The organism is Shewanella aestuarii (assembly GCF_014647215.1).
Taxonomy (GTDB): Bacteria; Pseudomonadota; Gammaproteobacteria; order Enterobacterales; family Shewanellaceae; genus Shewanella; species Shewanella aestuarii.
In genome coordinates, this window is record NZ_BMOT01000001.1 from 435510 (window position 1) to 448569 (window position 13060).

General features: G+C 38.9%; 10 protein-coding genes. 1 reads left to right on the top strand and 9 read right to left on the bottom strand.

Annotated features, from left to right (window positions below; translation table 11 throughout):
- Positions 1-7: 7 nt before the first annotated feature.
- The 5 genes from IEY03_RS01925 to sodB form a co-directional block, all read right to left on the bottom strand.
- Positions 8-1075, bottom strand: a complete 1068-nt coding sequence (locus IEY03_RS01925) for an efflux RND transporter periplasmic adaptor subunit (RefSeq protein WP_188839645.1) — start codon at positions 1073-1075, stop codon at positions 8-10.
- Between the two features lie 314 nt (positions 1076-1389).
- Positions 1390-2943 carry a SpoVR family protein gene (locus IEY03_RS01930; protein ID WP_188839646.1) on the bottom strand — a complete coding sequence of 518 codons (1554 nt, stop codon included), beginning with the start codon at positions 2941-2943 and terminating at the stop codon, positions 1390-1392.
- Between the two features lie 8 nt (positions 2944-2951).
- Complete coding sequence (locus IEY03_RS01935; protein ID WP_188839647.1) at positions 2952-4223, bottom strand: YeaH/YhbH family protein; 1272 nt, start codon at positions 4221-4223, stop codon at positions 2952-2954.
- A gap of 65 nt (positions 4224-4288) precedes the next feature.
- Positions 4289-6223: a PrkA family serine protein kinase gene (locus IEY03_RS01940; protein WP_188839648.1), complete on the bottom strand. Its 1935-nt coding sequence runs from the start codon at positions 6221-6223 to the stop codon at positions 4289-4291.
- Positions 6224-6485: 262 nt separating this feature from the next.
- Complete coding sequence (gene sodB / locus IEY03_RS01945) at positions 6486-7067, bottom strand: superoxide dismutase [Fe] (protein ID WP_188839649.1); 582 nt, start codon at positions 7065-7067, stop codon at positions 6486-6488.
- A 241-nt stretch (positions 7068-7308) separates the two neighbouring features.
- Here sodB and grxD point away from each other — a divergent pair, with 241 nt between their 5' ends.
- Complete coding sequence (gene grxD / locus IEY03_RS01950; protein WP_188839650.1) at positions 7309-7650, top strand: Grx4 family monothiol glutaredoxin; 342 nt, start codon at positions 7309-7311, stop codon at positions 7648-7650.
- 83 nt (positions 7651-7733) lie between these two features.
- On the opposite strand, the gene IEY03_RS01955 is transcribed toward grxD, so the two are convergent.
- Genes IEY03_RS01955 through IEY03_RS01970 form a run of 4 tightly spaced genes read right to left on the bottom strand, consistent with a single transcriptional unit; the run spans position 7734 to position 13053 of the window.
- Positions 7734-8876 (bottom strand): DUF3541 domain-containing protein, encoded by a 1143-nt coding sequence (locus IEY03_RS01955; RefSeq protein WP_188839651.1) that lies wholly within the window; start codon positions 8874-8876, stop codon positions 7734-7736.
- The gene (locus IEY03_RS01960; protein WP_188839652.1) at positions 8854-10629 is read right to left on the bottom strand and encodes a hypothetical protein; all 1776 of its coding nucleotides are present in this window, start codon (positions 10627-10629) and stop codon (positions 8854-8856) included. The genes IEY03_RS01955 and IEY03_RS01960 overlap by 23 nt, the downstream gene beginning before the upstream one ends.
- The gene (locus IEY03_RS01965; RefSeq protein ID WP_188839653.1) at positions 10592-11548 is read right to left on the bottom strand and encodes an alpha-L-glutamate ligase-like protein; all 957 of its coding nucleotides are present in this window, start codon (positions 11546-11548) and stop codon (positions 10592-10594) included. Before IEY03_RS01965 ends, IEY03_RS01960 begins: the two co-directional genes overlap by 38 nt.
- Positions 11548-13053, bottom strand: a complete 1506-nt coding sequence (locus IEY03_RS01970) for a UUP1 family membrane protein (RefSeq protein WP_188839654.1) — start codon at positions 13051-13053, stop codon at positions 11548-11550. Before IEY03_RS01970 ends, IEY03_RS01965 begins: the two co-directional genes overlap by 1 nt.
- Positions 13054-13060: the final 7 nt, after the last annotated feature.

The following is a 13060-nucleotide window of genomic DNA, read 5'->3' on the forward strand; positions in this document are numbered from 1 at the left end:
CGCTCCGTTATCTAATAGCCGCAACATTTAAGGGATTAATCACTTCTACAAGAGACTGATCTTTCAGATTTTGTTGGCCACGGATGACGATTTGTTCGCCTAAAGCTACGCCTGATATAATTTCTACAGTATTATCTTGACGATATCCTAAGTTGACGACTCTACGTTCGGCGATCGTGTCTTTGATAACATATAACGCTTGGGTATCATCTTGATTGATTAACGCGTTATATGGCACTGTAATTACATCATCATGGGTATCGTATTTAATTTCTACCCGAGTAAACATACCGGCTTTTAATTGAGCCTTTTTATTGGGTACGGCTAAGGTCACTTTAAAGGTGCCACTTTGGGCATCAACAATTGGGCTAATTCTTAGGACAGTTGCATCGACCAAATTATTATCGTGCTGATTCTGACGCACACTTGCATGTTGGCCTAAGCGTAAGCTCGGGAGTTGCTGCTCTGGTAAATGCACGATACCGTGGAGTTCGTCTTGATTAACGACATAGAATAGTTCGTCAAATTCACGCACCATATTGCCTTGTTTAACATGTCTTTTTGCTATAACACCGTCTATGGGCGACACGATACGACTTTCTTTTACTTGAAGTTCAGCCAGATCGCGCTTAGCGATGGCGGCTTGCAGGTTAAATTCGAGTTTGGCCATAGTGTCTTGGCTAATAAACTCTTTGTTAGTCATCTTGCGTAAACGATTTAATTCTTGTTCGATAATTTGCACTTCAGCTTGTGATCGATTGAAGTCGTATTGCTGACGTTTCGCATCAATTACGGCTAATACCTGTCCGGTAGTGACTCGATCACCTTCTTCAACATTAATATTGTCAATGAGTCCAGAAATCCGTGTCATCACGTGGGCTTCTTGAGGTGCTTCGAGGGTTGCGGTTGTGCTATAGAAAGATGACACATTTCCCTGTGCTACTAATGTGGTTTCAACGGGAACGGCAAATTTGTCTTCTTCTTTTACTTGCTCTGCTTCTCCGTTGCAACCTGCTAGCAATACAAAACAACAAAAAGGGATCATAAATTTTTTTACTGATTGAATCCTGTCCATGGGAACCTGCCTTAAATAAGTTAAGCTGTGTTACGTTGCGATTGAAACCAATTTAGCTTGTATTAGCCTACGCCGTTTCTTGACTTCGTCACGCTGACTTTTGTAACAAATGTTGATTTATTGTGATGTATAAAGCAGGAAGCGTGCCAATATCTATATTGTTTATTTACAGTTACTTAGTGTTTGTTGTTTGATGTTTAAGAATATAATTAAGATATTTGTAGTGAAAAAATTAACATGTTAGTCAGAATGACTAACATGTTGGATTAAATTGACCTAGCGTTTAGCGTTACATACTAGGTTAATTGCGATTATTAAATGGTTACATGCGCGGATGAGGTTGCGGCGGGATCTGTTGACGATATTATTTCAGGACAGGTTGCTATGACGGTGATTTTTTCATTGTCATCTATTTGCTCTAAGCTGACTTTAAAACCCCATAAACGATGTAAATGTTTTAAAACCTCGCTGGAATTATTCATCAATGGAATATTATTGTGCGGTGTATATCGTAATGTTAATGATCTATCGCCATTTATGTCGACATTTTGCACCTGAATATTGGGTTCGATATTGGATAAATTGTATTGTTGCGACAACATGTTACGAATTTCTTGATAGCCATTTTCATCATGGATGGCTGAGACATTAAGGAAGGAACGATTGTCGTCATCTAATATGCCAAATAGCTTGAAGTCTCTGATAACTTTTGGAGATAAATACTGACTAATGAAACTTTCGTCTTTAAAATTTTGCATTGCAAAGTGCAGCGTTTTTAACCAATCACTTCCTGCAATTTCAGGGAACCAATGTTTATCTTCTTCGGTTGGATTTTCACAAATCCGTTTAATGTCAATAAACATATTAAAACCTAAAGCGTATGGATTTATGCCGTTGTAATATGGGCTATTGTAGGCAGGCTGAGCCACAACAGCGGTGTGACTTTGCAAGAATTCAAGCATAAATCTATCGGTGACTTTGCCTGTATCATATAAATGGTTAAGTATGGTGTAGTGCCAGAATGTGGCCCAACCTTCGTTCATCACTTGTGTTTGTTTTTGCGGATAAAAATATTGTGCCATCTTCCTGACGATCCGCACTATTTCACGCTGCCAAGGCTCAAGTAGCGGGGCGTTTTTTTCCAGAAAATACAGAATGTTTTCCTGCGGTTCAGATGGAAATTGTTTACGTTTGGTTTCAACATGCTCTTGATTGCTGGTGGGGACGGTACGCCATAAGTCATTAACCTGACTTTGTAGGTATGCTTCACGATCTTTTTGTCTTGCTTGTTCTTCGCTAAAAGAAATTTCAGAAGGGCGCTTGTATCTATCTACACCATAATTCATCAGTGCATGGCACGAGTCGATGGTGAGTTCAACTTGTTCAACACCGTATTTGAGTTCGCATTGATGGATATAATTTTTTGCAAATACCAAATAATCAATGATCGAGCTAGCATCGGTCCAGGTTTTGAACAGGTAATTGTTCTTAAAGAAGCTATTATGACCAAAGCATGCATGTGCCATCACTAACGCTTGCATGGTAATTGTGTTTTCTTCCATTAGGTAGGCAATACAGGGATCTGAATTGATCACAATTTCATATGCCAGACCCATCTGGCCGCGCTTGTATCCTTGCTCTGTCTCAATAAATCGTTTACCAAACGACCAATGGGTATAACCAATAGGCATGCCTATTCCGGCATATGCATCCATCATCTGTTCTGCAGTAATGATTTCAATTTGATTGGGGTATGCATCGATTTTAAAAAATTTGGCGGCCTTTTCTATTTCATCGAGATAGGCTTGCAACAAGTCGAAAGTCCATTCAGGGCCATCACTTAAAGGCGAACGGGTAGATTTATCCATAGTGCCTCCTAAACAGCTTGTTTCTTAAAGAGTTCTCTAAATACTGGGTAAATATCGTCAACTTGCTTGATATGTTGTACCGCCATGTTGTCGAAGCTTTGTTGTAACTTTTCATATTCTTGCCACAATGACTGATGCGCCCTGTGGGTGATTTCGATATAGCTGAAGTATCTGACTAAAGGCAAAATGTGTTTACTCAATAGTGTTTTACATACCGGTGAATCATCTGACCAATTATCCCCATCTGATGCCTGTGCCGCGTAGATATTCCATTCATTTGCAGGGTAGCGAGCCTGTTGGATTTCATGCATTAGCTTTAATGCACTCGAAACTATGGTGCCGCCAGTTTCTTGCGAGTAGAAGAACTCATGTTCATCAACTTCTTTGGCTTGTGTGTGATGTCGTATGTACACAACTTCTAAATTTTTGTAAGTGCGAGTTAAAAATAGATATAGCAGAATATAAAAGCGTTTCGCCATATCTTTGGTTGCTTGATCCATAGAGCCGGAAACATCCATTAAACAAAACATCACCGCTTGGCTTGATGGCTTTTCTTTCTTCGAAAAATTGTTATAACGTAAATCAAAAGTATCTATAAAAGGCACTTTGGCGATTTGCTTTTTTAAGGTTTCAATTTGTGCTTTTAAATCAAGAATAAGCTCTGCTTTTGACCCGGGTGTGTTCTCTAACTCATACAGTTCTTGCTCAATTTGTTTTAGCAATTTCTTTTTACTGCCACTCATGGCAATTCTTCTTGCTAAGGAAGAACGCAATGAACGAACAATATTAATGTTAGCCGGCACCCCATCGTTGGTGAACCCTGCGCGATAAGTTTGATATTCAACCAGTTTATTTAAACGATTTTTTTGTAAATTGGGTAATTCTAAATCCTCAAAAAGTAATTCTAAGTATTCATCTTTGGATATTTGAAAAACAAAATCCTCATTGCCTTCTCCAGAATCGGAGGCATCGCCTTTTCCAGAACCTCCGTCACCTTGGCCTCCTTGAGGTCGTTCAATTTTGTCACCCCGGTTAAATTTATCATTACCAGGATGTACCATTTCGCGAGTGCCCCCTTTACCTTGCCTGAAAAGGGGTTCGCTAATATCCCGAGTCGGAATACTGATTTTTTCGCCTTTATCAATATCCGTAACACTGCGTCTTGTTACCGCATCACTAACGGCTTTTTTTATTTGTTTTTTATATCTTTCAATAAAACGTTGGCGATTAACAGTGCTTTTTCCCTTTGCATTTAATCGTCTATCTATGAAATTTGCCATACGCACCTCCCAAGCCTAAAAGCAGGCTTTACTTCACTTGACTACAGAGTAAAGCCTGTGTTGGGTTATGATGATTTACGCACACGTAAATACCATTCCGACAGTAATCTGACTTGTTTTTTGGTATAGCCTTTTTCCATCATACGATTAACAAAATCATCATGTTTGCGTTGGTCATCATTGGATGTTTTGGCGTTAAATGAAATAACGGGTAATAAATCCTCTGTATTAGAAAACATCTTCTTTTCAATAACTGTTCGAAGTTTTTCATAGCTAGTCCAAAGTGGATTATTACCCTCATTATTTGCTCGAGCTCTAAGGACAAAGTTGACAATTTCATTACGAAAATCTTTTGGATTACTTATCCCTGCCGGTTTCTCAATTTTTTCAAGTTCAGCGTTTAATGCGCCTCTATCGAATAATTGACCTGTTTCTGGATCTCTATATTCTTGGTCCTGGATCCAAAAATCAGCATAAGTCACATATCTGTCGAAGATGTTTTGTCCATATTCAGAATATGATTCTAAATACGCGGTTTGAATTTCCTTGCCGATGAATTCAACATATTTGGGGATCAAATATCCTTTTAAAAACTCTAAATATCGCTCGCTGACTTCATTTGGAAATTGTTCTTGCTCAATTTGTTTTTCAAGCACATAAAATAGATGTACAGGGTTAGCCGCAATTTCGATGCTATCAAAGTTGAAGACTTTGGATAAAATCTTGAAAGCAAAGCGAGTCGAAAGGCCGTTCATGCCTTCATCTACACCTGCGTAGTCTCGGTATTCTTGATACGATTTTGCTTTTGGATCCGTATCTTTCAAACTTTCACCGTTATAGACCCGCATTTTAGAATATATCGACGAATTTTCAGGCGGTTTAATGCGCGACAGCACACTAAATTGCGCAAGGGTTTCTAATGTCCCTGGCGCACATGGGGACTCAGATAGTTCAGAATTGGTAAGCAGTTTTTGATAGATTTCAATTTCTTCTGAAACGCGAAGACAATATGGGACTTTAACAATATATACACGGTCTAAAAATGCTTCATTATTTTTATTATTCCTGAATGTAGACCACTCTGATTCGTTACTGTGAGCCAAAATTATCCCAGTATAGGGTAGAGCGGACAAACCTTCTGTACCGTTATAATTACCTTCCTGAGTTGCAGTCAATAAAGGATGCAGCACTTTAATCGGCGCTTTGAACATTTCAACGAATTCCATTAAGCCTTGATTCGCGCGGCATAATGCGCCGGAATAAGCGTAAGCATCGGCATCATCTTGCGAGAAATGTTCTAGTTGTCGAATATCGACTTTTCCGACTAATGCTGAAATATCTTGATTGTTTTCATCACCAGGTTCCGTTTTAGCAATACCAATTTGATCTAAAATAGAAGGGTAAACTTTAACTACTCTGAACTTAGAGATGTCGCCACCAAATTCATGTAAACGTTTTACCGTCCAAGGTGACATGATGGTTTTTAAATAGCGATGTGGAATATTATATTCTTGCTGTAGTAAGGCACCATCTTCATCTAAATCAAATAGGCAAAATGGATGGTCATTAACCGGACTGCGCTTGCCATTGGCACTTAATATGTAAATTGGCACATGCTGAATAAGCGATTTAAGCTTTTCTGCAAGAGATGACTTACCACCACCAACAGGGCCTAAAAGATATAGGATCTGCTTTGACTCCTCCAACCCTTGTGCTGAATGCTTAAGATAAGACACAATTTGTTCTATGGCTTCTTCCATACCATAAAATTCATTAAAAGCAGGATATCTTGAAATAAGCCTGTTTGAAAAAATCCGACTTAACACCGAATTTTTTGATGTATCGACAACTGCTGGTTCGCCAATTGCCATCAATAAACGTTCAGCAGCAGATACGTAAGCACTCTTGTCTTGCTTACAAATTTCGAGAAATTGCTCTAAGGTATATTCCTCATCGAGTTTTTTCTCATATCGTTGTTGGTAATGTTCGAATATGCCCATAATAGCCCCCTAAAACGTCTATGCCAGAATGGCAACTTTAGTGAGGCGTTAGCTAATTAGGACCGCTTAATAAGTCATTACCTAGGCCTCTACATATTCAGTTTAGGATAAAAAATGTGACACTGTGCAAGATAATTATAAATAATTGTTTATAAAACAATGATAAACGTAGCAATTGCAATAGTTGCATTTATAAGGCACTAGATTTGAAATACAAAAAAGGAGCCTTTAGGCTCCTTTAATAAGTTAATGGTGATTGTGATTAAGCGAAATTGCTGTTCACGAATTCCCAGTTAACTAATTGCCAGAAATGGTTTAAATATTCTGGACGTGCATTACGATAATCAACGTAATATGCATGTTCCCAAACATCAACTGTCAGTAATGGAGTGACTGATTCATCAGTTAATGGAGTAGCTGCATTGCTGGTGTTAACGATAGCCAATGAACCATCAGCTTTCTTAACTAACCAAGTCCATGCACTTCCGAAGTTATTTACAGCAGAATCAGTGAATTTTGCTTTAAATTCTTCAAAAGAACCAAATGAAGCGTCAATCGCAGCAGCGATAGAACCTGTAGCAGCGCCGCCAGCGTTAGGTGCTAAACAGTTCCAGTAGAACGTGTGGTTCCAAACCTGTGCTGCGTTGTTGAACATACCACCAGTAGAAGTTTTAACAACTTCTTCTAAGCTTTTGCCAGCAAACTCTGTTCCTTCAACTAAACCATTTAATTTTACAACATAAGTGTTGTGATGCTTACCATAGTGGTACTCAATTGTTTCTTGAGAAATATGTGGTTCTAGTGCGTTCTTTGCATAAGGTAATGCTGGTAATTCGAAAGCCATTAGTCTCTCTCCATGGATTTAGGTTTATCGTTTTTATACCTAATTGGTACATTGCTCTGTAGCTATTGTACTGATTATTTTTGTGATGTGAATCATTGTTTCTTGAATAATATCGATTAAGACGATTCATTAGTTGAATTAATCTATACCCTTACAAACTGTAGCATTTTGTTATTGCTCAAGGTGTCGTACAATATACGCATTCTAGCTATTCATACTTTGTCTACCATTAGGAATTAAAATGGAAACTGTAGAAAAAATTAAGCAGCAGATCAGTGAAAACCCAATCATTGTTTATATGAAAGGCTCTCCAAAATTACCTAGTTGTGGTTTTTCTTCACAAGTTGCACAGGTGATGATTAACTGTGGTGAACAGTTTGCTTTCGTGGATATTTTACAGCACCCTGATATCCGTGCTGAATTACCGAAATATGCAAATTGGCCAACATTCCCACAATTATGGATTGAAGGCGAGTTGATTGGTGGTTGTGACATCATCACTGAGATGTTCCAAAAGGGTGAACTTCAGCCAATTATCAAAGCAACCGCTGATAAGTTCCGTACTGAAGACGCTGCAGAATAATCATATTATTTAATTGCGACTAATAAAAAACCCAATGCATGCATTGGGTTTTTTGTTATGAACAATTCAAATTTATTGAATGGTTAGTGCAATGTTGGTTTTACCACTGCTTTGTTATCTTCGAGTTTTACATTAACAAGACGAGGTAAGTTTTTCTTAGTGCTCTTGATGTTGGCTAAATAAGGGCCTGGATGCAAAGTATCAGGCCAATCAAGTAACATCATAGCGAGTACGTTTCTGTGTTCACCTGTAGCTAAGTCTGCTTTACCCGTTGGTGATGGGATCATCTGCATTTGCGGGTTGTAAGATGAAATCACATAATCTTTTACCTTTTGGGTGACCGGGTGATTTTTATGTCCAGTGATCAAGAAACTAATCCCCACCTCAGTAGTAATATCTTCAGTGGTATCTGCAATTATGCGATCAATATTCTTTTCAAAGTAATCTAAGATCCATTGATATTCTTTTGGATCTACTTGGTATTGATAATATTCGCTTGCTGCAAAAATAAAGTGAGTCATACCATAGATTTTGTTCTTGTACTGACCTTTAGACAACTTAGCATCTTTACTGTCTGGGTAAGTTTTCATGAATGCGGCTTTATAAGCCGGATAGTAGTCGCCAACACCAATTTGCTTAGCCCAGAAGACATAGTTGATCAACTGTGCAGCCCAAGACTTAATCATTTTTTTATCGGTAAATGCTGCTGTAAAATCATGCTCTTTTAATGTTTTGACCATTAAGTCATGACAAGGGCCAGTAAAACCAAACTCATCAATTCGGCTTGAATAACGAAGTAGGGTATCACTTAACAGCATAAATTTTGGATAGGGGACAATGGCTTTTTTACGGGCTTTCCCGCGTGGGCCTTTACCCAGTTTACTTGCCGCAAGGGCTGATTCAGTTTCGATAAAATTAGGCTTATCAAGATTACATGCGTAATAGGCTTGACGCTCTGCAATAGTTAACAGATCGATTAGTGCACCATTGGCGTATTTGGGGTCACCAGTCATGCGGAATTGACGAATAGCATAATGGCCTTGAACACGGGGTGGCAATGTATACAAGTTTGTTTCTAAATTGGTTTTAAGTTGTTGGTAAACTTGTTCGCCAGTTAAATTGTGTACTGGATTAACATAGGGTTCTTTGGCAAATAAACTGCTACTCAGTAACGCAGCGGATAATGCAACTAACGAGAGTGTTTTACTCTTGCTTAGTGCCAGCATAATTAATTCTCCGTAATAGGTTTTCAAAATCCATTGGCTGTTTAAATATGGCAGACAATTGATCATATATTGCTTGATTGTGTTCATTAACGATGAGCACATCAAAAATGTCCTTGGCTTGACTGCTGGAAAGCGTTTCGTTAAGGATTAACTGCGCCAGTGTTTCTTGCCATTGCAGAAGATAATAACTAATGCCTTGATTAGCAATAGCCTGGTAACTAAATATTGCGTCAGCACCTGTTGGCCAAGGTACTCCGAAACTGTCATTGAATGCATTTGACACACTTTTATGTAAACTCGACTCGTAAAGGAAGTAATTTGAAAGATCTGCTTGCTGATAAAACAAAAGGGCAACTTTTGCTTTGAAGATACGCTGTTGCTGTGCAAAAGATTGCAGTAATTGCACTCTAGCAGATGTTGTATATTCTAATCCCAGTTTGTTTACGAACCATGCAGATAACCAATAGCTACCTAAACTTTGATTTGCTAAAGAAATATCTTGATGATTCAAATAATAAAAAGGACTTCCTTTTGCTAGTTGATTAATGATGTCGCTAACAATAAAAACAACATCGTTGTGCTGTTTAACCGTAGTCAAATTCAACGGGAGTTTCAGTCCATATTGGCCAAATTGATGGCCAATCACGGCCTGTTTTATTCTGTGATGGTTAATCTTGCTAGTATGCTCATCTAACTCCACATAGATTTCACCTAATAGTCGCTGACTTAGCCAAACGCGGTATAAACGAAATGGATTGTCAGTTGTTGAAATTAATTCAAATCGCAAATCAAACTCACTTAGCAGAGTAAACATTTGTTCTAGGAACAATAACGATTGATGCGGGGCAACAGAAACTTTAGGTAATGCTTGTAATTCTCTGGGCAAATCCCAAGGGGCCAATTCAATATTGATCGTCTGGCTGTCGAGAAATCGGTTTAATTGTGCAGCAGTTAAACTATGGACAGATAATTGATGATCAGCCACATTGCTAAAGCCAGATTGGACAGCAAGCTGGTTTTTCAGTTTATGTAGTGCCAATAAGTTTAATTTATTTTGGGGTTTAACACGTGTCTGGTAAGCAAACCAAGCTTGTTGTCTACAGCTGTCATCTGTCTGTGATAGCAGATAATGAGCAACATTAGCTTCAGTGGTCGATTTTGCTTTAGGTGATTCCTGTGCATTATCAACGATTTCTGCTAGTGCACATGATTTAGTTGCATGAAATGAAAAATCTTGCATGAAATAATGCCTAATCATGGCTTGCAAGCTGTGTAACTGTGATTTGACATCATAGCTTAATTGCTGCTTTTGTATGTGCTGTATTGTTTTTATATAAAGCGTAGATGCGTCTTTAGCATTGTTTTGTTTACGATGGATTAAATCTTTTTCTAATTGATTGGCATCTATATTGTTTAACAAAGCAGACAGTTCATCCGCTAAATGAACCTGACAATTAAGCAATTGCTGCTGTTGCTCAGGATGTTTGGTGAAATTTCTGTAGTAGTTATTACGATCATTTAAATTATTTAGCGTTAGCAGAGTTGCTTCAAATTCAACTAATGAATTGCCAGAATTCATTGATAAAGAGGGATGGGATGTTGCGGATAATTGCCATTCTTGTGGAATGGCAATTTCTTGTATGGCATTAAACTGCAGACATTGATCGACAAACAGATTTAAAGGATTCGCCACAGCAAGTGCTGTGGCAAAACAATTAAAATAAAGGCTTATCGCAAAAATGCTTTTTCGCATATTCTACTCGTTGCTCTACAGACATAGCAGGGCCCTTTAATGACTCTACATGTTTAAGTCGCGGTAGAATGCCTTTGCCATTGGCTATTTGAATAGTTAAACCTGGACGAGCGTTTAATTCTAATAGTAATGGGCCACGATTTTTATCAAGTACCATGTCGGTACCTAAATAACCCAGCTCACACATTTCATAGGCACTTGACGCGGTATGAAGTAAGGTTTCCCAGTGTGGTACTTGAATATTCGATAACGGAAAATGGGTATCTGGGTGCTTATCTACAGGGACATCAAATTGCACAGCATGTAAGCTTCTACCCGTAGCTATATCTAATCCGATACCAACAGCTCCTTGATGTAAATTAGCTTTACCATCGGAGGCTGCGGTTGAACAACGCAGCATGCCCATGACTGGAAAGCCTTTAAATACAATAAGTCGAATATCTGGCACACCTTCGTAGCTCACACCGTTGAAAATAGGATCAAACTCGATTAATCCTTCCACTAACGCGACATCAGGTTTACCTCCAAGTGAAAATAAACCACTGAGAGTGTTTGAAACATGACGATAGATTTCATTAGGAGTAACTTCGTTACCATTGGCTTTAAAATAGCGGCCATTTTCAACTCGGGTAATGACTAATATGCCTTTACCGCCTGAGCCTTTTGCAGGCTTAATCACAAAACCAGATCTGCCTAATACCATACCTGGTATTTGTTCAATATCGTGTTGTTCTTTCACCACGCCAATAAGATCAGGTACAGCAATACCGTTGGCTAAAGCCAATTGTTTAGTGATCAGTTTGTCATCCACACGTTTATAATGTTTACGTGGATTGTATCGTCCAATATAACTGATGTTTCGCTTGTTCATGTTGAGCACGCCAGCGCGGCTAAGTTCCCAAGGCCAGGCATACTTCATTACTTTTCTCCCACTAAGGGTTTAAAGCGTTTTAGTTCAGTTAAGCGATAACCTGTGTACTGACCCATTACTAGCACTAAGGCCAGAATAACTAGGTGAATACCTAAGAAGTTAAATACCCAATGCTGTACTAAGGTGTTACTCATGGCTAAATAAGCAATGGTTGCCACAAATAAGCTACCGCCACCTGATACAAAGACTTTCTTAGGGCCTTCTTCTTCCCATAGAATTGACATACGTTCAATGGTCCAGGCAAGAATAATCATTGGGAAGAAAGTAATGGTCAGCCCTTCACTTAACCCCAGCTTGAATGAGATAAGTGTGAACAAGCCGATAATAAAGATAACCACGATGATGACCGCAGATATTCGGGATATTAACAACAAGTTAAGCGTTGACAAATAGGAGCGGATCATCAAACCAAAAGATACAATTAACAGAAAGCCTATTAATCCTGTCAGCAGGGTGGTTTGAATGAACGCCATTGCAATTAACACTGGCATAAAAGTGCCGGACGTTTTAATGCCGACAATAACGCGTAAAAATACTACAACTAAAACACCGATGGGGATCAACAATATACCCTTGAACAGACTTTGTTCTTCAAGGGGCAATTGATACAATGAAAAGTCCATAGCATCGTCGGTCATCATCATGTCAATTGATGTCGCTAATGCCGAGCGAGTATCTTGCAACATCGAGAAGTTAACGAGCGAATTACTTCCACCCATCACTTCTAACACAGAACCACCAGCATGTTCCCAAAGCACAAGGTTGTTATCACGCCCTTGTTTATTGTTTTGAACATCAAATAAATGCCATTCGCCATCTTGGTATACTTGAACATAGGTGGTCAATTGTTGACGACGGCGCTGATCTTCAAGCAGTAAACCGCTGACATATCGGGCTGGTACGCCTTTAGTGTGAAGCATTTGTAAAAACAGTTTGGTTGAATTATTCGTCGATAATAACAAAGACATGTTTTGGCTTTGATTATCATCGTTGATCAAGGTCATTAACTGTTTAGCAAAAGACAAATTGGTCGCACTGCGGCCCCATACGTCTTCAACAATTTGTTCAGCAGCCGTTTTTTCGGTGGCAGGCCACAAATAAAGTTCAGTATCGGCAGGTTCTTGTTCCGCGTGGAGCGCTAATTTTCCGGTAGGAACAAGCGTAACGCGATAAAATAACGACTGCGGCCCAGATGCTTCGCGAATTGACCAAATTGCTTTGCGATTTGACTCGTTAGTAATCGTTAAACCATAACCTGGAGAGGTTGTGTTTTCGACTAAAATATCGAACGCTGGATCATTTGGTAAAGAAAATTGTACTTCTGCAGGTTTATTGCGGCCATTGAAGCTAATTTTCGCGTCAATTGCCCAGCTTTGAACTTGCTCGCCAGGTAAAAAAGGCACATTGTGCTGCATACCACGATAAATACTGGCACCTATTCCGGTAACAAACAGTAAAATAACGAATATATAAAACGGTTTACGAGAATGCATTTGTTGG